General features: G+C 44.6%; 17 protein-coding genes. 11 read left to right on the top strand and 6 right to left on the bottom strand.

All coding sequences use genetic code 11. The features are described 5' to 3' along the window. Positions 1–30: 30 nt before the first annotated feature. The gene (locus tag MHH86_RS29700) at positions 31–1,386 is read right to left on the bottom strand and encodes a dicarboxylate/amino acid:cation symporter (RefSeq protein WP_342479793.1); all 1,356 of its coding nucleotides are present in this window, start codon (positions 1,384–1,386) and stop codon (positions 31–33) included. Positions 1,387–1,743: 357 nt separating this feature from the next. Here MHH86_RS29700 and MHH86_RS29695 point away from each other — a divergent pair, with 357 nt between their 5' ends. Beyond that, positions 1,744–2,511 carry a hypothetical protein gene (locus tag MHH86_RS29695; protein ID WP_076099702.1) on the top strand — a complete coding sequence of 256 codons (768 nt, stop codon included), beginning with the start codon at positions 1,744–1,746 and terminating at the stop codon, positions 2,509–2,511. Between the two features lie 73 nt (positions 2,512–2,584). Next, complete coding sequence (locus tag MHH86_RS29690; protein WP_076316145.1) at positions 2,585–6,334, top strand: S-layer homology domain-containing protein; 3,750 nt, start codon at positions 2,585–2,587, stop codon at positions 6,332–6,334. A 68-nt stretch (positions 6,335–6,402) separates the two neighbouring features. On the opposite strand, the gene MHH86_RS29685 is transcribed toward MHH86_RS29690, so the two are convergent. Continuing rightward, entirely contained in the window at positions 6,403–6,528 is a 126-nt protein-coding gene (locus MHH86_RS29685; RefSeq protein ID WP_342479572.1) for a hypothetical protein, read from the bottom strand. Positions 6,529–7,011: 483 nt separating this feature from the next. Here MHH86_RS29685 and MHH86_RS29680 point away from each other — a divergent pair, with 483 nt between their 5' ends. From MHH86_RS29680 to MHH86_RS29670, 3 genes are all read left to right on the top strand, one after another. Continuing rightward, positions 7,012–7,818, top strand: a complete 807-nt coding sequence (locus MHH86_RS29680) for an ABC transporter ATP-binding protein (RefSeq protein WP_036682032.1) — start codon at positions 7,012–7,014, stop codon at positions 7,816–7,818. Then, on the top strand, positions 7,811–9,469 hold the full coding sequence (locus MHH86_RS29675; RefSeq protein WP_051491216.1) for a hypothetical protein: 1,659 nt from the start codon (positions 7,811–7,813) through the stop codon (positions 9,467–9,469). Before MHH86_RS29680 ends, MHH86_RS29675 begins: the two co-directional genes overlap by 8 nt. A gap of 233 nt (positions 9,470–9,702) precedes the next feature. Beyond that, the gene (locus MHH86_RS29670; protein ID WP_036682029.1) at positions 9,703–11,718 is read left to right on the top strand and encodes an EAL domain-containing protein; all 2,016 of its coding nucleotides are present in this window, start codon (positions 9,703–9,705) and stop codon (positions 11,716–11,718) included. 77 nt (positions 11,719–11,795) lie between these two features. Here the strand turns inward: MHH86_RS29670 and MHH86_RS29665 are convergent, their stop codons facing one another. Beyond that, positions 11,796–13,493 carry a methyl-accepting chemotaxis protein gene (locus MHH86_RS29665; RefSeq protein ID WP_036682027.1) on the bottom strand — a complete coding sequence of 566 codons (1,698 nt, stop codon included), beginning with the start codon at positions 13,491–13,493 and terminating at the stop codon, positions 11,796–11,798. Between the two features lie 243 nt (positions 13,494–13,736). On the opposite strand from MHH86_RS29665, the gene MHH86_RS29660 reads away from it, so the two are divergent. Beyond that, positions 13,737–14,168 carry a MarR family transcriptional regulator gene (locus MHH86_RS29660; RefSeq protein WP_051491215.1) on the top strand — a complete coding sequence of 144 codons (432 nt, stop codon included), beginning with the start codon at positions 13,737–13,739 and terminating at the stop codon, positions 14,166–14,168. 114 nt (positions 14,169–14,282) lie between these two features. Here the strand turns inward: MHH86_RS29660 and MHH86_RS29655 are convergent, their stop codons facing one another. After that, complete coding sequence (locus MHH86_RS29655; protein WP_076316146.1) at positions 14,283–16,148, bottom strand: LTA synthase family protein; 1,866 nt, start codon at positions 16,146–16,148, stop codon at positions 14,283–14,285. Positions 16,149–16,430: 282 nt separating this feature from the next. On the opposite strand from MHH86_RS29655, the gene MHH86_RS29650 reads away from it, so the two are divergent. Together MHH86_RS29650 and MHH86_RS29645 are read left to right on the top strand one after the other, a co-directional pair. Then, complete coding sequence (locus MHH86_RS29650) at positions 16,431–18,743, top strand: helicase C-terminal domain-containing protein (protein WP_076316147.1); 2,313 nt, start codon at positions 16,431–16,433, stop codon at positions 18,741–18,743. Between the two features lie 53 nt (positions 18,744–18,796). After that, positions 18,797–19,765, top strand: coding sequence for a Gfo/Idh/MocA family oxidoreductase (locus MHH86_RS29645; protein WP_038573694.1), 969 nt, complete (start codon positions 18,797–18,799; stop codon positions 19,763–19,765). A 77-nt stretch (positions 19,766–19,842) separates the two neighbouring features. On the opposite strand, the gene MHH86_RS29640 is transcribed toward MHH86_RS29645, so the two are convergent. Both MHH86_RS29640 and MHH86_RS29635 read right to left on the bottom strand, forming a co-directional pair. Next, the gene (locus tag MHH86_RS29640) at positions 19,843–20,526 is read right to left on the bottom strand and encodes a CidB/LrgB family autolysis modulator (RefSeq protein ID WP_036682019.1); all 684 of its coding nucleotides are present in this window, start codon (positions 20,524–20,526) and stop codon (positions 19,843–19,845) included. Beyond that, a complete protein-coding gene (locus MHH86_RS29635; protein WP_036682017.1) occupies positions 20,520–20,894 on the bottom strand; it encodes a CidA/LrgA family holin-like protein in 375 nt (124 codons plus the stop codon). Before MHH86_RS29635 ends, MHH86_RS29640 begins: the two co-directional genes overlap by 7 nt. 111 nt (positions 20,895–21,005) lie before the next feature. Here MHH86_RS29635 and MHH86_RS29630 point away from each other — a divergent pair, with 111 nt between their 5' ends. The 3 genes from MHH86_RS29630 to MHH86_RS29620 all read left to right on the top strand — a co-directional run bounded on the left by MHH86_RS29630 (position 21,006) and on the right by MHH86_RS29620 (position 23,884). After that, positions 21,006–21,935 (top strand): LysR family transcriptional regulator, encoded by a 930-nt coding sequence (locus tag MHH86_RS29630; protein WP_036682015.1) that lies wholly within the window; start codon positions 21,006–21,008, stop codon positions 21,933–21,935. A 75-nt stretch (positions 21,936–22,010) separates the two neighbouring features. Then, entirely contained in the window at positions 22,011–22,319 is a 309-nt protein-coding gene (locus MHH86_RS29625; protein WP_080742653.1) for an aspartyl-phosphate phosphatase Spo0E family protein, read from the top strand. 164 nt (positions 22,320–22,483) lie between these two features. Beyond that, a complete protein-coding gene (locus MHH86_RS29620) occupies positions 22,484–23,884 on the top strand; it encodes a DNA-binding protein (RefSeq protein WP_076099697.1) in 1,401 nt (466 codons plus the stop codon). Positions 23,885–23,936 lie beyond the last annotated feature (52 nt).

Genomic DNA, 23,936 nt, shown 5'->3' with positions numbered 1-23,936 from the left:
AGCTTCCGGAGGTTTTTACAGTTTCAGCTTTTAAACGGTGCTCAAGAGAATATCATCGTCATCATTGCTATTAAACGCTTCGCGGTCAAATTCACCTTCGGAATTAGCTACTAACAGAGCTGTTACAGCTGTTCCAGTTGCGTTTACAGCGGTACGGCCCATATCGATGAGCGCTTCAACACCTGCAACGATAGCGATTCCTTCAAGCGGCAGGCCGAGAGCAGTTAAGACTACCGTGGTGGAGATTACGGCAGGTCCAGGTACGCCAGCTACACCAATGGAAGAAATAATACTTACTAATACCAGTGTAATATAGTCGGTCCAGTTCAGATCAATACCGAATACTTGAGCGGTAAATACAGCCGCAATAGCTGGCCAAATCCCACCGCACGCATTAAAGTTCACAGATGCCCCTAACGGTGCGATAAAGCTCGCGATCCGTGGGGAGACATGAAGCCGCTTCGTAATAACTTCGAGATTGACCGGAAGTGTTGCGTAGCTGCTTCTGGTTGTGAAGGCAACAGTAATGGTTGGATACACTTTGCGGAAGAAACGAATTGGATTCACCTTCGCTACTAATAGAACCAATCCGCCAAAGATAAGTACAAAATGTATAATCATTGCTACGTACGAGGTTATAATTACACTGCCTAGCTCCTGCAATGTCTCCCAGCCATAACGTGCGGTGATTCCGGCAATCAGTGCGAATACGCCATAAGGGGTCAGGCGAATAATGAATTTCACAACCTGATGCAGTATCAGTGTTAGGGATTCAATAAGATCACGTACAGGTTTGACGGCTTCGGGTTTCTTGGAGCCAATCTTGATTATAGCTACTGCTAAGAAGATGGCGAAAATGAGTAGAGGCACAACCTTACCCGTAGCTGCTTCATTAACAGGGTTAGATGGAACAAGATCGAGGATAACCTGGGAGAAGGTCGGGATTTCCCGGGCTGCAAAATCTGCGGGTACATCTTGTTGTATACCTTGGCCGGGATTGAACAGCAGCGCAACCGATAGGCCGATAATAGAAGCGATGCCAGTTGTTCCGAGGAACCAGGCGAAGGTTTTGATCCCGATTTTGCGTAGATACTCCAGATTGGTTAAGGAAGAAATACTGTTTAATACGAGTACGAATACTAAAGGAATGACGAGCATGCGGATCAAGCTGACATAAATGCTGCCGAATGTGCTAATAGCTTTGGTCTCTAAATCGAAGTATTGAAAGAATATACCGGCAATAAGTCCGATGCCAAGTCCGATGAGTACCCGGGTGCCAAATCCAATTCGTTTACGTGCCAGTAGAAACAAAATTGCAAACACAAATATGGAAGCGACAAATCCATACCAGTTCGTTTCGATGGCGGATAATAAGTTGTTATCTATGTCCACTACCAATACCCCCTTAAACCTAGTTTTTTAATGTGATTAATCCTATTGAGATCAATCTATATAGAATTTATAGTAAAGTCAATGTAATTATATGTTAAAAATAATTAATTCCGATAAAAACCATGTGAAAAATAAAAATTGATTGACAAGGCACTATGGCATGAATAATATGGAACTTAATCACAAGCCAATTGGAATCGACTGGACAGCCGGAGATTCAACGAAAGACGCGTAAATTGCGTCCCGTTGAGTCTCTTTTTTTTAACTTTAGAGAAGGGAGAGTTACGGATTTAAGGTACAAGAATGTTAATGAAGGGGTCTCTTATTTTATTTGAAAAGGATGGTACACATATGAAAAAGCTTTCGATCTCTTTGGTTGCCGCCGCTATCGTCTTCTCCGCATTGACGTATGCCGCGGTATCCGCTAACAAAAAAACAGCAGAGGCAGCACCCATTCAAGAGAGTAGTAATACAGCAGTAACCGCAGCAGCTTTACCAGTAGCTACTTCTGCGGCAGCAGTTGTTGTTCAGGCAGAAGCTACTGCAGCTCCTGTAACAGAAGCTGTCCAGCCGGAAGCTTCGGCTCCAGCAGCAGAGACAGTCACGGCAGAAGCTACTGCGGCCCCAGCAGCTGTTGATTCTGCGGCGAAGGTTGTTGCTTCAGCAGCTCCAGAAGCGGGCGCAGCTCAGCCTAAAGCAACCGCATCCCCGGCTGCGGACACCGCTAAGACGGCAACAGCTGCAACAACGGTATCTGCATCTGTTAAACCGCAAACCAGCGCGGCAACGCCTGCGCCAACTGCTGCGCCTACGACTGCTCCAAAAGCAAACGTAACCGCTAAAGCCGTTCAGCCGACCGCAGCTCCTGTTGTATCTGAACAGCCTAAGGAAACCGCCGCTCCTGTAGCAAAAGCAACGGAGACACCTTCCAAAAAAGCTATAACCTTCTCTACAACAGAGGTAGTTAAAGCGACCCCGGCTCCGGTAGTTGAGTCTTCTCAACCGAAAACATCGTCTTCTGCACCTGCATCCACGGTCAGCGCACCAGCCGCTGCTCCAGCGGAAACGGTTCAGGCACCCGCACCGGCACCAGCCGCTGAGGAAGAGGTTTGTCCTTGATGAGCAGCAGGCTCATTCAGGATTCCTTTCAGCCCATTCATCCCATAAACCTATTTAAGGCGAGGTGCACATAATGATACGACCATTAACCTTCAAAAAAATTGTAACGCTGCTGCTGGCAGCCTCCCTGCTAATCCTGCCTACTCAGGCAGGAAGAGCTTATGCTAATCCGGATACCGCAGAAGCGATAACCTCTTCCCAAGGCGGCGTTAACCAGTTTGACTATTTCAGTCATGTCTATGACCGTCTAAATGATGCTAACCATGTATTTAAAACAGCAACGTATGAAGATATCGTTCATCTTTTTGAGAGTGAAGGCACATACGCTGTTCTGGTTGGCGGCGCTTGGAGCGAGAATACACAGGCCGATATCGGCTTTATCAACGAGGTAGCCAAGGAATATGGCATCTCTACGATTTATAACTTTGATACTAAGCTGGACGGGGACACCCTTCAGATTGCAGACAGCAATAATAAATTTGCCTATAAATATGTTGATCTGGTCAACAAGTATTTGAAGAATTTAAATCTGTCTTCCAAAGATGATCCAGAACGCAATGTCAGCTATACCAATAAAAACGGGGAAGTTGTGACTGCTAACAAGCTCGAGTCTCCATTCTTATTGGTATACAACAAGGATCACAAGGATGCACAGGGAAATAGTGCTCCTGTCGTATCCTACCTGGATAAGAGCTATTCGTGGAATGAGTTCCTGACGAACGGAACACTTGATGCGGCGAAGGTTAATGCGTATAAAACATCTGTAAGTGAGGTGCTGGGTGCCGCTTCCCGATATGACACTATCGACGAGTCGGCTTATATCAAGGCTGCATTTAATAAGAACTATGAAGGGGAAAATGAGGGAAAACCTACGATCTTCAACGAAGCGGATGGCACGCTTGTTTATGAACATGTGACCTATCATCAGCTGAAGCAAATTTTAGCGAGTGAGGGAAACTATGCGATTTTGTTAGGTGGGTCGTGGTGCCCTAACACGCAAGCGGTGATTAAATATATCAACGAATATGCCAAAAAACATAATATCAATAAGATCTACTTCTTCGACACTAAGTTGGATGCTGGTGTGACCGTTGCTGAGCCTAATAACAACAGCGGCACTAAGGGCAGTGCAAATCCGCATAATAATAATGAGCTTCAGATTAGAACCACTAATCATCCGTATGCGCAGCTTTATGTTGATCTGGTTCGTACTTATCTGACCAATATCAAGACCGAAAACAATTCAGCTGCCAAACCAACTGTAATTAGTTATGTAGATGGACTTGGAAACACCGTGAGCGGAGACAGACTTCAAGTTCCATATCTGTTCACTTATAACAAGGACAACAAGGATGCAGGAGGCAAAAACTCACCGATTCTAGGGCATGTTGAACTTATGTACAGCTGGACGAATATCCAACCGGATTACGTGCAGGCTAATTACCCAATCGGAGCCAGATACAATAACACTACAACAGCGCTGGATAAAATATTCTCCAGACTCGAAGCTGTGCCGGCAGGACTTACCGGTGTAGCACCAACAGCGGCCGACAATAAGGATGGGCAAATTGTAGGCACCAGTGCAGCATTGGAATTTAAGCTTGCTGGAGACGAGGCTTACACCCCAGCTTCGGGATCAGCCATTACAGGGCTTGCACCTGGTGTTTATAAGGTAAGATATGCCGCTACATCGGGCTATCAAGGGCCTACTTCCGCAGCTGGACCCACAATCATTCCTTATAATGCTGGCGAAGACGTAAGTGTGGAAGTTCCTGCTTACACCCATCAACAAGCAGCCCCGACAGGACTGGTAGGCGTAGCACCTACTTCTGAAGCTAATGATGATGGGCAAATTACGGGTTCTGCTGAAGGACAGGAGTATAAAGGCGTTGGAGAAGCTGATTATAAGCCTGTAACAGGTACAGCTATCACTGGTCTTACTCCGGGCTTCTATAATGTGCGATATGCGGCAAAAGAGGGATACAGCGTAGGTAAAGACGCTACAGTTGAAGTCCCGGCATATGGTGAGCAAGCGGCACCTACAGGATTAGTAGGTATAGCACCAACCAGTGCAGCCAATGACGACGGTAAAATTATAGGAACTACGAAAGCGCTGGAATATAAGCTGTCTACGGTTACCGATTATGTCTACGCATCAGATGTAGAGATCGTTGGACTGGTGCCGGGTATCTATCAGGTAAGATACGCAGCTAAAGAAGGATTTAACGCGGGTAGAGCAGCAGATGTAATCGTTCCAGCATTCACTGCGGAACAAGCAGCTCCAACTGGGTTACAGGGAGTTGCTCCTACCTCAGCAGCGAACAATGATGGAAGAATTACGGGAACCACGACAGCCTTAGAATATAAGCTGTCGAGTGTAACTAATTATGTGTATGCACCAGATAAAGAAATCACAGGATTAATACCGGGCACGTATCAAGTGAGATACGCAGCCAAAGAAGGTTATAAGGCAAGTCCAGCGACTGACATTGTTGTTCCGGCCTATGTGCCTATTTCAGATCCTGGAACAGGTGGAACAGGTGGATCGGGTGGATCGGGTGGATCGGGTGGCAATTCTACACCGAGCAGCACGACTACACCAACACCATCGGCAAGCCCTCAACTGGTTGCTACGGCAACAGCAGGGAGTACCGTGAACCTATCAGCAACAGCAGCAACTAAAACGGATAAAACCACAGGAGTGACTACTGCAACGATCACAAAAGAAACGGCTGCTGAATTCGTGAGTCTCGCTAAGAAGGCAGAAGCTGATGGGAAGAAAGCTGTTCTTGAAATTAGTGTTGCAGCTACTTCAGATACTCAAACCGCTGAACTTACTCTTCCAAGAAGCATAATTAATGAGTTAGCCGCCGGAACGAAGGCGGAGATTACCATTGATTATGAGAATGTGGGTACGATTACGTTTGATGCCCAATCATTGGCAAGCATTAGTGCAGCTTCAGATGCCGGAGACATCATTATTAGAATCGCGAAGGTGTCATTAACGGCAGAAGGCAAGGCTGTTCTCGGAGACAGACCAGTTTATGACTTGTCGGTTATAGCGGGTGAAAGCACGATTTCCACCTTCGGTGGGGGCAGTGTTCGTGTCAGCGTACCGTACGTGCTGCAAGCGGGAGAACGGTCAGATGCAGTTATTGTGTATCACATTAACAGCACTGGAAGTTTGGACAGTGTACGTGGAAATTACAATGCCGCTAAGGGAACTGTAGATTTCGTAACCACACATTTCTCCCAATATATTATTGGATATAATCAAGTGAGCTTTGCAGATGTTCCAGATGCCTCATGGTATAGCCATGCAGTAGGTTTCTTGGCAGCACGCAGTATCACATCTGGTACGGATGCTGAGCATTACAGTCCTAATGCCGCAATAACCAGAGGACAGTTCATTGTCCTGTTGCTTAAGGCATATGACATCGCACCAGATGAGGTTGCCGCAGATAATTTTGCAGATGCGGGCAATACGTATTATACGAATTATCTTGCTGCAGCTAAGCGCCTTGGGGTAGCAACGGGTTCGGGAGATAATCAATTCCAGCCAGAGGTTCAGATCACTAGGCAGGAGCTATTTACACTCTTGTACCGCTCGCTTGTAGCGCTAGGTGAACTGCCATCTGAAAAAACAACGGCCACGCTTTCCGGCTTTAGTGATGCTGGACAGATCGCTGGTTATGCACAAGAAGCCCTTCAAGCGCTGGTAGAGAGAGGTGTAGTGACCGGAGCGAACGGTAAACTCAATCCGAAGGAAGTCACTACAAGAGCAGAAGCAGCACAGGTTATTTACAATTTGCTATCCAAATAATCAGCGACTAAGACATAGCGGACGTCACGCAAGTAGCGTTCAACTATGAGTGCGGCGACTCGGTTTGGCTAAGACAGCAGAGCAGCGATTCCTCTTTTATTGGAGTATCGCTGCTCTGTTTTTTTGTTTGTTAGCTGGCTGGCTGGTTGTCCTTGCACTATCCGCTTGCCCGCTTGATTCAGCAGCTCATTCATTATCGGCGCGGCTTTCGGACCCAGATGACGTTATTTTCCACATTCCAGCCTTTGGGGCATAGTTTCGGACTCCAGCGACGCTATCGCTTAGAAAAAGGTGCGTTTATGGTGTTTTTCATGCTGATAGCGACTATGGGGTCCTTTAGCACTCCAAATGTGGTAAAAATCCGCGTATAAGGTCAGCTGTGTCCGATAGCGTGCTCGCTCTCTTACGCAAAAATGCTACCCCACCAAACGGACTCTGATCTTAGCCCGGTTTACTAAAATAAAGGGAGTGCCTACAGCCATTTCGTGGCATCGGTGGCGCTGCCTTTCGCTATAAATCTCTAGGGGGTGGCCTAATGGCCACTCTTTTTTTAACTAGACATAAGATTAGCAGACTAAATCATGGAAGAGGATTCTACTAAATGATACAATTATTGTAATTACATAAAGTAGTAATATTTCACATTATTGATTAGTTACTAGAAAGGGGACTGAGATATGGGTTTAGCTGACGATCCGGTCATAGCGATTTCAGGTTTATGGATGAACTATACAGACCGAATGGTGCTAAAGGGAATTGATCTTAAGGTATATAGAGGACAAATTATTGGTTATATCGGCCCTAACGGGGCAGGTAAGAGTACAACGGTGAAGATTATGCTCGGTTTGGTAGAAGGATATAACGGTAAAGTGGAGATTTTCGGTAAGGATATTGCTGATGGAGATGTTTCTTACAAGAAACGTATAGGTTATGTGCCGGAGGTAGCCGAATTATATGATAGCCTCACTGCAAGAGAGTATCTAACCTTTGTTGGCGAGCTGTATGGGCTAGGTCGTGCGGAGGCGGACTACAAGGCCAAAAAATTAACCACACTGCTAGGTTTGGAGAAGTCTTACGATATGCGGATTTCTTCGTTCTCAAAAGGGATGAAGCAAAAGGTGCTGCTTATCTCCAGCATGCTGCATGACCCCGATATTTTATTCCTGGATGAACCGCTGAGTGGTTTGGATGCTAATAGCGTGATGATAGTGAAGGAGATTTTTGCATCGCTGGCGGCACGGGGGAAGACCATTTTTTACTCCTCACATATCATGGATGTGGTTGAGAAAATCAGTAGCCGGATCATTTTGATTGATGGCGGGGATATTGTGGCGGACGGAAGTTTTGCGGAGCTGAAGGAGAAAGGCCGCGAAGGGACGCTTGAAGATATTTTCAATCAATTAACCGGATTTGATAAATACCGTGATATCGCTGGTGAATTTGTTGCGGTCATGCAAGAGCAAGAGGTATCCTCTTATGACTGATTTCTTCGTGCTGAGGCTGTTGGATAAGCTGCGGGGTGCATTTATAAGATTTGGAGTCGATTATGACACCATGCGGAGTATTCTGCAGATCAAACTGACCATGGACGGAAGAAGAACGCCTACAGCGCTTGCAGGTATGCAGAAAAAGGAGAACGTTAAAGAAGGTTCGCCTTTGCGATTGCAGTGGATTTACTTACTGTTTGGTTTAATATTAATTCCGCTAACGCTATCCAATGATCACTATATGCTGCAAATGAGCTTAACCTTTGGGATTATTATGTTTTTTGTCTCCACAACCCTGATCTCTGATTTTTCTTCAGTAATGCTTGATTTACGTGATAAAAATATTCTTTTTTCCAAACCCGTCAACCGAACCACCTTAAATATGGCCAAAAGTATACACGTTCTTCTCTACTTAGGGACAGTTACATTGTCGATCACTGGTCCATCTTTGGTATTTAGCCTATTTAAGCAGGGGATCGCTTTTTTTCTGATGTATGCGGTGACAATTGTCTTGTTAGACTGTTTTATCCTCGTAATAACTGCACTGCTCTACCTGATGATCATGCGGTTTTTTGATGGGGAGAAGCTCAAGGATATTATAAATTATACGCAAATCCTTCTAACGATCGGAATAATGGTGGGCTATCAATTCATCTCCAGGTTGTTCAACCTCACTGAGCTTGGTGCTGCTTATCATCCTGCTTGGTGGCAGTACTTTATTTTTCCGGTTTGGTTCGCGGCTCCGTTTGAACTGTTGCTTGGTGGAGCGAGAGAACCCTATTACTTCATTCTCTCATTGCTGGCTTTGATAACCCCACTTGTACTGATCGTAGCTTATATTAAGCTGATGCCACAGTTTGAGCGGAATTTGCAAAAGCTGGCAGAGCAAGGCTCCGGTGGAAAAGACAAGGGCCAGATCGCAGAGTGGCTCTCTCGCAGAGTATGTAAGGAACCGGCAGAGGGGATTTTCTTTCGGTTTACTTGGTCCATGATGAAGAATGAGCGCGATTTTAAGCTGAAGGTCTATCCTGCACTTGGCTTTTCTATCGCATTCCCGTTTATTTTTATATTTGGTATATTACAGAATAGTTATGATGGTTCCCTTAAAGGTTCAAAAGTGTACTTGTTAATCTATTTCTGCACGATGTTAATGCAGACTGTAATACAGATGCTACGCTACTCTACAAGTTATAAAGGAGCTTGGATTTATAGGCTGATTCCTTTACCCGATAGCACGCCTATTTACCGTGGGATGCTTAAGGCGGCGCTGCTGCGGCTAGTCTTGCCTTTATTTGCAGTAGATGCGGTATTGTTCATTCTGTTGTTCGGTGTGTACATTGTACCTGATTTAGTAGTGGTATTATTCGCCATGCTGATTTTCTCAGTCATCTGCTTTCGTGTTTATCCGCGGAGCTTACCTTTTTCAGAGCGTTATGAGGCAGCCAAACAAAAGGATTACACTGGAGTCGCCTTCATGCTTATGTTTTTGCTGATGGGGATGGCGGGTATTCACTATGTCTTCACTTTATTTACCGGAGGAATTTACATCTATCTGTTAGTTCTGGTAGTTTTGAATCAATGGTTATGGCGAAAGACCTTCCCCAAAACCCCATCAACCACAGGTCACATATCCAACTTTCCGGGGTGAGTGAATGCGTCAAATATGGACATTTTTTGCCGACATAAAAAAAGGGTATAAATTCCAGTATTTTCTTAGACAATCGGCTGAATACAAGGTAGAATACATCTAAAGTTGCTTTTCAGGGATAACCTATAATCTTTACGCACTCTTCCATTTATCTGATATTCGTGTACTGATTTTTTACTTGAGAAATACGCTGCAGCGATTACGGTATTCAAAACCGGTGAAGAGGTTAACTAATGGATAAAATGGGAATCCACTATAACGTTTGGATTGTTTTACTATCATTTGCGCTAGCGGCGACTGCAGCTTATTCCGCGCTGAATCTGATCTCGCAAGTCCCTCGCTCGTTTGGGAAAGTTCGTCGCTTATGGTTAATATCGGGGGCATGTGTACTCGGCAGTGGCATATGGTCGATACATTATGTAGGGATTATGGCGAGCCGTTTTCCTTTTAGCGTGAATTATTATCCAGGCAGGGCTGTATTATCGTTATTGGTTGGTGTATTGTGCTGCTATTCGGCATTCCGGATTACGTTTGTGCCACGTTTAAGAAAAAGTTGTTTAATAGTTAGTGGTGTTCTACTGGGCAGCGGGATCTCTGCTATGCATTATATCGGGATGTCCTCCATGAAGATCGCAGCGGAGATCCATTATGAGATATGGACTCAGACATGTGCTGTAATCCTCGTTATGCTCTCGTCTTTTATCGGATTATTTCTATTTCACAAGTTTAAAGACTATGTGGGTTTTAACCGCTGGAAGTTATACTCTGCTCTCTTTATCGGATTTTCGGTAACTGGATTGCATTATACGAGTGTAAGGGCGACTCATTTTGAATATAACGGTCTGTTAGGCAATACAACTTTTTTTATGGAGACTGATGTTATTCTCTTAATGGGAGTATCCTTGGTAACGCTATTTATGCTTGCGATTTCTGGTGGTGCTGTATTTCTGGACCGGCATGTGCTGGAACGGATGGCTTATTATGATCCACTAACTGATCTTCCGAACAGGCATGGCCTGGTACGTTATTTTAAAGATGAATTTTTCGGGAGTAGATCCGGTGCTGTATTTTTTGTGGATCTGGATCGGTTTAAGTCGATTAATGATACGCTTGGACATGATATAGGGGACTTGTTACTGCGAGAGGTCGCTATAAGATTAAGACGATCTGTAGGAAGTAAAGGCAAGGTCTTTCGTTTGGGCGGAGATGAATTCCTGATCGCTCTTCCAGATTGTACTGTGGAGGATGCGCAAGAGGAAGCAGAGCACATTTTATATGAGCTTAAGAAATACTACAGTATTCAAGGTAATGAGCTATATGTTACTGCAAGTGTGGGGATCAGTATGACCCCTATTCATGGAACTGACCGCTCAGCGTTAATGAAGGCAGCCGATACAGCTCTTTATACCTCTAAGGATTCGGGTAAGAATAAATTCAGTGTGTTCGATCAGGAGATGAACCGCCATCAGCTGCGACGGATGTCGCTGGAGAAGGATCTTCGTAAAGCGCTGGCACGCTCCGAGTTTATGGTTGTGTACCAGCCAAAATGGGATTCGTATATGAACGTTACCGTGGGTCTTGAAGCACTGCTGCGTTGGCGGCACCCTGAACATGGGATAATTTCTCCCGCGGAATTCATTCCCATCGCAGAGGAAACGGGACTAATTGTCCCCATTACCTATTGGATGCTGCATGATGTATGCAGCCAGAACATGCTTTGGCATAAGGAAGAGATAGCAAATGTCGCAGTCTCTATTAATATGTCAGCACGGATGTTTGAGGGCGGGGGCTTATACGATGTTGTAGAAGAAGCACTCACACGTTCAGGCCTAGAACCACATTTCCTTGAACTGGAGATTACAGAGTCCATTGCGATGAATAACATGGAAGAGACGGTTGCGCAGCTATCCAGACTTCGGGCACTTGGGGTAAGGGTATCACTGGATGACTTTGGGACAGGCTTTTCGTCCCTTGGTAATTTAGATGAGATTCCAGTCAACACACTCAAAATTGATCAGGTATTTATTCGTAAGAGCAAGATGCATTCCAAGAAAGCCATTATCAGTAATATCATTGCGATTGCCACCAATCTTAATATGGAGGTCGTGGCGGAAGGTGTGGAGACACCAGAGCAGATTGAGCTGCTGCAATCCTTAGGCTGCAGAGTAATGCAGGGTTATTATTATGGGCGGCCAATGCCGGTGCATGAGCTGGGCCAGTGGTTTATAGCGAATACAGCAGTATCGTAACAGATGATCTCAATACATAGAACAAGGGGCTAGCGTCTAAGCAGAATTCCTCTGCTTGGACGCTAGCCCCTTTGCTATTAAGAAACCTTAAATCGTTCAATCAGAATTTGCAGCTTCTCAGCTAGTGAGGACAGGAAAGCTGCTGCAGACTCAACTTCTTCCATTGCGGCAAGCTGTTCTTCTGAGGAAGCGGATAATGTCTCTGCACTGCTGGCTGTCTGATTAGCGACATTTACGATATTCTGAAGGGTTGTAACGAGACGGTCGGAAATTAGCGAAAGCTGTCGAACTGTTCCGGAGATCTGCTGACTTTGTGAGGCCATTCCCGAGACAGACATTTCTATCTCCGAGAAGGACTGGCCTGCCGTGGCAATCATTTCTCTGCCGTGCTCCATCTCTTCTGTAGAGCGTTTCATTGTTTCTCCTGCTTGATCCATCTGGTTCACGATGATGTTTACCAGCTGGCCAATTTGCGCAGCGGAATGGGCTGAACGCTCAGCAAGCTTACGCACGGAATGGGCAACGACCGCAAACCCTCTTCCTTCTTCTCCAGCTCTTGCGGCTTCAATCGCTGCATTTAGGGACAGGAGATTGGTTTCCTCTGCGATGCTGGCAATAGTACCCACGATATTTTCGATTTCTTTGGAATAACCACCCAAGGTTTCAATAATGATTGCCAGGTCGGTAATGCTGTCACTTACGACTCTCATCTGCTGTGTGGTGGAATCCATTGCTTCACGGCCTGTACGGGCTTTATTAGCGTTGCTGACCGCATTATTCATCGCGTTATCTGCATTGCCTGCAATCTCTGTGATGAAGCGAGACAGGTCTTGTACAGACTTATATTCGCCCTCCATATTCTGCAGCTGTGAATTCGCGCTATCGGCAAGCTCAATTGTAACATTGACGCTGTACTCACCGGCCCGGTTGGTTTCCTGTGCACTGGCAGAGAGCTCTTCGGACGAGGAAGCTACCTGCATGGAAGTCTCATTGACCTCGGTAATAAGCAAGCGCAGGCTTTGGGTCATGTCATTAAAATTACGGGCTAATGTACCAATCTCATCCTTGCTGTTGAATAAAATAGGATTATGAGTAAGGTCGCCTTGTGCAACAAGATTGACCCCTTTAGACAGCTTCGTTAACGGACTTATCATTCGGCGGATTAACAGATAAGCTGCCACGATAGCTATAACCAGAATGGAAGCTCCGATAATAAAGGGCTGAACTATGATATCTTGGGTTCGTTCTTGAATTATGGAGCCATCGAAATTAATGGCCATCAGCGCAACTATAGGTTTGGATGGATCATGATCCTGATAGATGGGGCCGTAACCTGTCTTAAGTGAGGTACCTTCGTATGTATAAACCTTGGAGTAGGAGGAATGCTTGGACTGAGTGATATGTTGCTTAACTTCATCTGGGAAATAAAAAGTATCGCCTGCTTTATAACCTCTAGCCTGGAAGCTTGAATCTGCGGCAAGTACTTTTCCGTCTAAGGATAAGATGAATGCCTCTTTAAAAATAGCCTTATGTGCCACAATCCAACCGATTCGATCCTCTACAGCCTCCAGTTTACTTTGATCGCCTGCCAACAATGCGGAAATGTCTGCGGGGTTAATCAGGCCAGTTGTAATATTAGCGCATCCTACCAATTCGATACCTGCGGCTTCGTCTACTTGCTTATAAGCTGTACGGTATCCGAAGAACCCGATGGATGATCCTACAAGAAGTAAGACGATGAACATCATCCAAGTTAATTTAGTTGCTAATTTCATTCTTCGCACCAACCTTGACAAATTATGTTCTCAGTGATAATAGCTCTCACCTCTACGATTATATCGCATTGATATGCTCATAACCTTACATGGAATATAGTATTTCTGTGTCGGAAATTGGAGATTCGTGGAAGTTTGCGCTTTCCAGCATGCTTTCAATGGTTTAGTAGACAAAACCATTGAATCATTACCAGTTCTAGTGGTACGCTTGAGTTATTAAAAACGGATTGGGGTTGAACAAATATGCCACATCAAATAGATCCGTTAATTGATCGTCTTGGACTATCCATGTGGAGAGTACAGCGTAAGATTATGTCTCAAATGTCTTTGCACAAAGAACTCGGACTTACGGTGCCTCAGATGGGTCTGTTAAATATGATTGCGAAAGAAAAGAAGTCGCGGGTGGTACAGCTGGCAGAAAGTATGGAGGTCAAATCCAGTGCAGTGACGGTGATGCTGGACCGTTTGGAGGTGCTGGGTTATATCAAGCGTGAGCCGGATGGGAAGGATCGGAGAGCGGTTGTAGTAACGATCACCGAGAAGGGTCAGCAGGTGCTGGAAGAAGGACATTTCCGGTCCAAAGAACTGCTGGCGGAGCATTTGTCCATACTGAAGCCCGAAGAACTACGCAACTTTGCAGAGTATTACCGTATGATCGAGGATCAGGAGCGTTAGTCAGCTAAGCTTCGGAATGGATATCTTTATAAAAAACAGCAGAGCAGCGGTTCTCCATTATTGGGGAATCGCTGCTCTGCTGTTTTTGTTCGTTGGTTGCCTACGCCCTGTAATTTATTGTTTAGGTTGTTTGTCGGGCAACTGAGTGATATAGCTGTGGGAAAGCTGTAAAAGCCTCAAGGCACGGTTATATTCGTCCTCAGTGGCACTTGGTGTTGTTCCATCGTTATAAATAGAGTACTGAGTGTTGTCTTCAAAGCTGTTACCAGGAATAAGCAATCCTGAGCTGGCAATGAATGAACCAGAAGGTAAATAATATCGTTCTGGCAGCAAATTATAAGTCTGACTGAGTAGATCTTGACCAAAATATACGTTATTCTCTAATGAAATCCCAAGCAGACTTGCAGCGGTTGGCATGATATCCACTTCTCCGCCTACTTCATCAATGGTCTGCGGCGCTACGCCATCACCTGCATGAATAAGCAGAGGGATGTTCATCATATCCGCATAACTGTATTCATGACCATAGATTTCAGTCATCAATTCTTTATCATCATGATCGAGGGAATAAATCGGCAATCCCATATGATCTCCATAAATCATGATTACACTATTGTCCCAGACACCTTTCGCTTTAAGCTCTTCTACAAAATGTCCAAAAGCATCATCCGCATAGTTCTGGGAACGGATATAGTCACCAACAAAAGTACCTTCATAACGCTCTGGCAGCTCCATACGGTATTTTTCTTCCGGAATAGTAAAAGGGTGATGCGCTGACATTGAAATGACTTGAGCGTAAAAAGGCTGCTCCTGTTGGTCCATTTCTTTTAGTTTGTCGGCTGTCTTACTGTAGAGCGTATCATCAGAAGCGCCAAAGAAAAAGACATCATCTTCACCAAAAAATTTGCGATCATAATAATGATCGAAGCCCAGGGAGTCATACAGCTCGCCGCGGTTCCAGAATTCTACGACATTGGTGTGGAAGGTTGCAGTCTGATAACCATTTTCTTTAAGCACACGTGGCAGACTCGGCAGTACCTTATCTACATAGGACATCGTTGCCGCTCCACGTGGAGGGATGTAGAAGGAAGTATTAACTACGAACTCTGCATCCGACGTATTCCCTTGACCAACCATTTGATAAAAATTAGGGAAGTAAAGACTGTCCTTCATCACCTTGTTCAGGTTCGGTGTAATTTCTTGACCGTCTAATTTAAGTCCTAGCAAAAAATTCTGGAAAGATTCCATTTGAATAATAATAAGGTTCTTATCTTTCGCGATGCCTTGAAGTGGAGAACTAGCCGTAGTATTAATCCCCTTCAATTTATTGATGGCATCTTGTGTAATGTCACTTGAATTGACTAGCTCAGGCTCTTCTTTAGCGAAGATCGTATAGGCTTCATAATTAAGAATTCCCATTTCCTGGGCTTTCTTAATTTCGTTCATGCTGGCCTTATTAGGCAAGATGTTGAACAGGCATAAAGCAAGTGAGACTGCAAACAGAACGCTGTACTTAAGTTTTCCGCCACGGCGGCGGTTGATATTCTCTTTCTTATAGACCCGGCCTTTTTTATTAAAGAAGAAATAAACTCCGAGAATAATGATGTCTGTAAAAATCAGCAGGTAGTATGGATCCATTAGTGAGAATACGCTGTTGCTGACGGCGGTGACTTGATTCACCTGCTCCGCTGCATGGTAAGTCACAATAACACCGTAATATTTAAAATACATAATGGCTGCGAAGAAAATGGCTGTCACTAATAAATTTACGGTCATGTAATATCCGAGCTTGCGCTTGGAACCAAAACGTTCAATGATACAGAAGAGTGCCCAAGCAAAGGGGATTTCAGTTAATAATGATTTCCAGGGCAATATATCGTTAAAGATTACGCCCCATGCCAAGAAAGCTTTTAGAATAAAAATTATTGTGAAAAACACAAAAGGTTTAACGATCCATTGTTTAAAGTTAAAGGATGACACAGCTTCGCCTTCTTTCTACATGATAAAACGCCATTTCCCGGCTAGGAAGAAACAGCGCCCAGACAAAATAATTCCATAGTAATAAAATTTATTATGCAGGGCTGGCTATAGAATGTCAAAAATCGAGAACCTAAGTATAAGCTTAGCGGAGTGCGTAAAGTTAAACACATAGGGTTGAAGCTGACGCTCCTGCTCTCATGCAGGGTTATACAACGAATTCAGGACTAAAATGGCGATTGGGAGCAAAAAGAATATATGGAAAATTAAAGGATGTGATGCCGGATGGGCTCTACAGTAGCTTTATCAGTTAGAACTCTCGTTGAATATGTTTTTCGCAGCGGAAGCATTGAGCCTGGCTTTCATGGAACGGGCGCTATGGTCGAAGGCACAATAATTCATCAGAAAATCCAAAAGCAATATAAGGAAGGTGACCGCAAAGAGGTTTATTTGAAAACGGAAATTTCTTATGGAAACCTGCTTTATGTTGTAGATGGGCGATGTGATGGATTGCTTGTCTCGGAGGATGGGAGCTTTACGGTCGAAGAAATCAAGTCAACCTCCGGACTGCTGGATTTACTGGATGAGGGACATGAGGTTCACTGGGCACAGGCGCTGATGTACGCATATATGATAGCTCTGGAGCAAGAGCTTTCTTCTATTCAGGTTAAGCTTACCTATGTCCACCGGGCCACTGATGAGCAAAAAAGCTTGTACCGAACGTTGTCTTTTGAAGAGCTGATTTCATTTGTGAATGACACAGTAGCTAGATATGCTCCGTACGCCGAGATGATGGTTCATCATGAGGCTAAGAAGGAGCAGAGTCTTCGGGAGTTGAGCTTTCCGTTCTCCTCTTATCGAAAGGGACAACGTCATTTTGCAGGAGCCGTATATAAGTCCGTCGTGGAAAAGGTCAGTCTGTTCGCTCAAGCACCCACAGGTATTGGGAAAACAATGTCGACGTTGTTTCCTGTCCTTAAAGCGATGGGCGAAGGACAAGCTAAGGGATTGTTCTATTTAACGGCAAAGACGGTTACCCGTTTTGCCGCGCAGGAAGCCATCTCGCTGTTGCTAACGCAGGGACTTCAGCTGCATGTCATCACTATTACCGCTAAAGAGAAGGCCTGTTTTCGCGAAGAGGGGGTTTGCGGTAAGGATTCCTGTCCTTATACGGATGGTTATTATGACCGGATCAACGAGGCGTTGATGGATCTGTTAGAGCACGAGACGCTCATGAGCAGAGACACCATTGCACTGTATGCTCACAAACACAAAGTGTGCCCATTTGAGTTCTCATTGGATGCGGCCTATGCCTGTGATGCTGTGATCTGCGATTACAATTATATATATGATCCTCGCATCAGTCTGAAACGGCTAACAGAGGAAAGAAAGAGAGAAACGGTACTTCTAGTAGATGAAGCACACAATCTGGTAGACCGGGGACGGGAAATGTTCTCCGCCTCTTTGCTGAAAGCCCCTTTCCTGGAGATCCAGCGCCAATATAAAGAAATGAACCGGAGTTTGAGTAAAGCCGCTAAATCGGTGAATGCTTTTTTCATCTCCCTTCGCAAAATTTGCAATGAAGAGGGGCAAGGGCAGTGGGACTCGTTCCCGGAGGAGCTGCCAGCTTTGCTTGAGATATTTTCTTTGGAGGCGGAACAGGAACTTATTCACCCCAGCTCCAGCATTGTCTCTCTGAATGGAGAAGATGAAGGGGAAAATGTCCTCTTGGATACATATTTTGCAGTTCAGGGAATGCTCCGCACCTTTAAGACCTATGATGAACGCTACATTACCTATGCTGAGGTTCGTAGAGGGGATGTCTATCTCAAGTTATTCAATTTGGATCCCTCGCATCTGCTTCGGCAGATGTCCAAGAGCTTTCGCAGTCAGATCCTGTTCTCAGCTACACTTTCTCCATTATCTTACTACCGGGATATGATTGGTGCGGTGGAGGAAGATTACAGTTTAACTGTTTCTTCTCCTTTTCAGAAGGAGCAGTGGGAAGTAACCGTCTTACCTGTCTCCACACGTTATCATGACCGGGAAGCTTCCCTAGTTCCGTTGACTAAAGCACTAAGCCAAATGGTCTCCAAGAAGGGCAATTATCTGGTGTTTTTTCCTTCGTACCTCTATTTACAAAACGTATATCAGGCCTTTACGGAGAATTACCCTGAAATCCGGACATTGATGCAGGATACGGGCATGAGTGAGCAAGCTAGAGAAAGTTTTTTAGCTGCATTTAGTCCAGACAATGACGAGACGTTATTGGGATTTGCTGTACTTGGAGGAATTTTTTCAGAAGGTGTGGATCTGCCAGGGGATCGCCTCAATGGGGTTATGGTTGTTGGCGTTGGCCTGCCACAGCTTGGTCTTGAACGCAATCTGCTGCGTCAATATTTTAATGCCAGAGGAAAAAATGGCTTTGATTATGCCTATGTCTATCCGGGAATGTGCAAGGTACTGCAAGCCGGAGGCCGGTTGATTCGCAGCGAGACGGATACGGGCATTATCGTGTTGGCTGATGACCGTTTTTTGCAGAGTCCATATATGCATTTGCTCCCCGAAGAATGGAGAGATTATCTTATCCGCTCGTAAGAGGTTATAATCTACGAAAGGGTATTCATAATCAATCGGCAGGGGGAAATAATATGACATTAAAAGTGGGTATTGTGGGTACGGGTTGGTTCTCTAAGGTACATGCTGATTTGCTGGCAGGGATGGATGATGTCCAGTTGCAGGCAGTCTGTGGAAGCAGTAAAGCCAAAGGCGAAGATATGGCACGTCCATACGGAGCTGCTGGATATGGTGATATTACAGAGATGTTGGATGCAGAGACGCTTGATGCTGTTTATATCTGTGTGCCTCCACAATCTCATGGTGCGATTGAACGTTCATTAATCAAGAGGGATATTCCTTTTTTTATAGAGAAGCCGCTTAGTATGACTACTGAAATTCCTGCGAGCTTGCTGCAAGATATTAAAGAACATAATTTATTGACCTCGGTAGGTTACCATTTCCGTTATCAAGAGAATGTCAGACGGCTCAAGGAAACACTACGTGGTGATAAGATCGGTATGGTTATGGGCCAGTGGATGGGCGGCATGCCGGGCGTAGCTTGGTGGCGTGATCAGGAGCAATCCGGAGGACAGTTCACCGAGCAGACTACTCATATCGTCGATTTAGTGCGTTATCTGGCAGGAGAGGTAAAAGAAGTATACGGCATGTTCGGAAACCGAATTATGCATGAGCAGCATGAAGGTGTGAGCGTAGCCGATGTAGGTACCGTATCTCTGAAGCTTGAGAATGGAATCATAGCTAATATTTCAAATACATGTGTACTGCCTGATCCGGTGGGAAGTGTAGGACTTAGTTTCTATAATGATCGGGGATTGCTGGATTGGAACCCGGATCGTCTCTTGGAAGTGCGAAGTGGCAATAGCACCGAATTTGAAAACACAGGAAATCCATATTTAGTGGAAAGTGAAGCTTTTCTGCATGCTGTACGGACAGGTGATCGTTCACGTATTCTCAGTGACTATGAGGATGGATTCAAGACGCTTAAAGTAACCTGCGCGGCTTACGATTCAGCACAAAGTGGACTTCCGGTTAAATTCTAGGTTTAGATCTCTTAAAAAAAGAACATGCCGCCTTAGATGTGCTAAAGAGACATGTCCTTGGCTCAAGCTGGGTTAGCCTAGTGGAGGAATACCGCGAGTAAAGCTGGCGCCACACCTATGGATAACAGCGCGGACAGAATCATCGCAATACTGGAGATGGTTCCGGTCAGTGAACTAAGCTCGAAGGCCTTGGATGTTCCTGTACCATGCGCAGCGGTTCCCAGCGATACACCACGCGCGATTTCATTGTCAATGCGGAAGATGCGGAGCACTGTAGGGCCCATCATTGTACCGAGTATCCCGGTAATGATGACGAAGACTGCAGTAATACTCGGTACACCGCCGATACTTTGCGAGATGCTCATAGCGATCGGCGTAGTCACCGAACGTGGAACCAGACTGGCTGCCAGATCGCCGCTGACATGCAGCCATTTGGCGAGCAGAATAGAAGAGATCACCGCTGTTATCGTCCCTGACAGCACGCCTGCCGCAATTTCGGCGGCGTGCTTTTTGAGCACCTTGAAGTTTTTATGCAAAGGGATTGCAAAGGCCATAGTTGCCGGTTGCAGCAAATCCGTCAGCCATTTGCCTCCCGCATTGTAAGAATCATAAGTAATGCCTGTGATGAGTAAGAAGATAATCATAAGCACTGGTGTAATGATCAATGGAGAGGTGTACACTTTGCCACTAGAAGCATAAATGCGTTTCGCCAGTAGATACACAGCAACCGTAAGACCGAAGAATAACAGAGCGTTTAACATGATCCTTTCCGCTCCTTTGCTTTGTAAATTCTACTGGTAAGTAATCCGGAACTGGCCATTACAACAATCGTACCCAAAATGACCACCGCGAGGATTCGTAAACCATCAGTTTCCAGAATATTCGCGTATTTCATTACGCCAATAGCAGAGGGAATAAAGAACAGCAAGAGCTCAGCCAGTAGCCAAGAAGCACCAACTTCAACCCAATTCAGATGAATGACACCAAACTCAAGCAAAAGAAACAATATAATCATTCCGAGTATGCTTCCGGGAATAGGGATATGCAATAATGGGGTTACAGCATTGATTAGTAATGAGAATAGGGTAAGTCCCGCTACCTGCAGCAAGCCTATAACAATCTTTTTCATAAGGCTTCGCTCCTTTCATGATAATGAAAGTTTACATCAATTGTTTTCATAGGTAAAATGAATAGATTGAATAAATGACATTCCTTTTGTCTATGTATCGGAGGTTGGAAGATGGATATCCGACAATTAGAATATTTCGTCCAAGCAGCACGAATGAAAAGCTTTACTCGGGCTGCCGAATCCTTATATATTTCTCAGCCAACGATCAGTAAAATGATCCGGAATATGGAGATCGAGCTGGAGGCGGATTTGTTTTATCGTGAAGGGAAAAGTGTCCGGCTTACAGATGCGGGGGAAATTCTGTTCACCAAAGCGCAAAATATCGTGGAGTCGTTCGCCAGCTTGTCTTCTGAGCTGGATAGCTTACGAAATTTGGAGCAGGGCCACATCCGCATCGGTCTGCCTCCAATGGTAGGGGCGAGCTTTTTTCCTTCGGTGATTGGTCAATTTCATAAACGTTATCCGCAGGTTACTATTCGTCTGCATGAGGATGGCGCGAAAAAAGTGGAAGAAGATGTAGAAACGGGCTTGCTGGACATCGGAATGGTTGTGCTGCCTGTAAATACAGCCAAACTTCATTGTTTCACTTTTGTTGAAGAGAAGCTGAATCTTATTTTACCTGTAGGACATCGGCTGGCCGGTGCAGACTTTGTTCCGTTAAGTGAACTGGCCGAAGAGGAGTTTGTGCTGTTCCGGGAGGATTTTACGCTGCATGATCGGATTATTACGGAATGTGTGAAGGCGGGATTTCAGCCTAAGGTAATCTATGAGAGCTCCCAATGGGACTTAATTAGCCGCATGGTGGCTGCCGGTATGGGAATCGCATTGCTGCCAGAGACCATATGCCGGGATATGGATCGATCACGGTTAGTTGTTGTGCCTTTGACGGATCCGGTAATTCCGTGGCAGCTTGCTATGGCGTGGCGTAGAGACCGTTATTTATCTTTTGCGGCACGCGAATGGATTTCTTTTGCAAAGGGACTTTTGCGAGAACAGTATCCCAATGAGCTCCCTGACCAGCATGCGGAGGACTCTGAATAAATAGTAATTCCGTTTTTGTTAGAAGCTCTACAATTTTTCTCTTTTTTGAAAATATGTTTTTTGGTATCATGACTTATGATAGGAGAAGATGTTGATAGAGAGAAGGAGAGAGATGTGACACAAAATCCAAATTCCTCCAAGAATAATCATAGAAAAGATTATAAAGAAGATGAGCTACTTGTAACTATAGAGAGTCTTAGATGTGAATTGCTGGAGGTTGCAGAGCAACGGAGTCTTAGTGACCGTGCTGTTTTAGAGCTTAGTGAGCGATTAGACAGCTATATTTTGCTGGCACAAAATAAGATGATGGAAAATTTGCGCAACCGGAAAGCCGGCATTACATCCTATAGTAGAAGTTCCAAAAGCGCCATCACTGTTAGCTAAACTACCAACAACATAGAATTATAATACTATGAAGATGTTACTGATCTAGAGGAGCGTATTAGGCTCCTCTATTTGTCGTACAATCTATTTGTTGTACAATCCATAACTTTCACCTATAATGTCAATTAATAGAATCTTTTCAAGTCAAACTTTGGGGGTGCCGAGTGGAGGGAAAGTTAACAACTATACGCTCAGAAATTGAGAAAAATTTGTCCCGCTCCGGCCATAATCTCGCCTCATTTTCAAAAATTTGTGGCCTGAATCGAGGCAGCCTCAGTGCAATTCTGCATGGAAATCCGCCGAAGCCTATGTCCTTGGGACAAGTAGATGCAATTATAAAAGCCTTTGGTTTTCCAGAAGGTTGGTTATATCCTCTATATGTTGATGAATGCTTCAATGATGAGAAGGTCTCACGCCGTAGAGTGGAGCCTTTTTTGATTCGTTGTGCTGAATTGGGCAAACAGCCTTGTATTGAGGACACTTTAAGCAGATTACTGGAATATCCGAAGTCTCTGGATATCGTTTATTCGGTAGCTGATAAATTGTTTAAAAAAGGTAAAATAGATGAATCGATATTTTTTTATAAAATTGTAGCTGAGAATGAGTCCGACAGTTACTCGGAGCGGCTCGCAATAAGTCATTATCGTATTTTTAGAGCAATTTTATCCATCGTCGATTCAGACGAGAAGTTACATGCAGTTATTACTTTTGAACCTTTCAGGAATCGTCTACCAGAAAATATGCAATTGGATGGTCTCTTAACTTTGACACAGTTATGTTTCGATCTTCGTCGTTGGAATAAAATGGAGTCGTTCGCTGATGAGCTAAGAACGCTGGCTAATGCTGTTTACCGCGAGCAACTGCGAAGTAATGTGGATAAACGTAAGGAAGTTCTTCATACGGAACGTCCACTAGTGGTTTATTACGGTCATGGGTATTTGCTTAAAGCAATTTCGCTGACCAAGCAAGGTAAATATGAAGAAGCTAAAAAGTATACTGCAGGCTACGCAGATCTTGGCTGGTTTGAAATGATGAATGAAGAAGGTCGTCAGGCGGTAGAACAATTTCGGTTATTCGCAATGGGCAATGGTTTCACAATTGAGTTGTTGATGGGTAATGTGGATGTTCTATCTTCCTACGCGGCCTTTTTAGCAGATCACCCAGGTGAAATCTTAGCTGGACTTATAACTATTATGGATGCTGCTAATCGTTACGGGTTCTCTGCTGACAGTGTACTTACACGATTCTCACGAGAAATGTTGAGGTTTGAAGGGTTCCAGGAGCCTAATAATGTAGATCGTGTATTTCGTTTGTACTATCAAGTAGCAATCTATGAAATAAATAAGCAATGTTATAGCACTGGTGTAGATTATCTTCTGAAATCTTTGGAGTTATCTATAAAGCAAAACAACGGAAAAGATTTCATTAATTGTATAACTTTATTTGAGACGAGCAGGGATTACGCTACTGCTTCTCAACAGGATAAATATAGAGAACTAGTAAAGGGGGTGAGAAAAAATGAAAAAATCACTGTTGATGATGGTAAGCGTGTTAGCATTGTTTAGCTTCATTATCATTGGACCTGTGGGCTCTGGAAGTAATGGAGGCATTACAACC

Origin of the sequence: Paenibacillus sp. FSL F4-0097, from assembly GCF_038593125.1 — a bacterium.
Taxonomy (GTDB): domain Bacteria; phylum Bacillota; class Bacilli; order Paenibacillales; family Paenibacillaceae; genus Paenibacillus_AQ; species Paenibacillus_AQ odorifer.
This window is presented reverse-complemented; position numbering and strand designations above follow the sequence as displayed.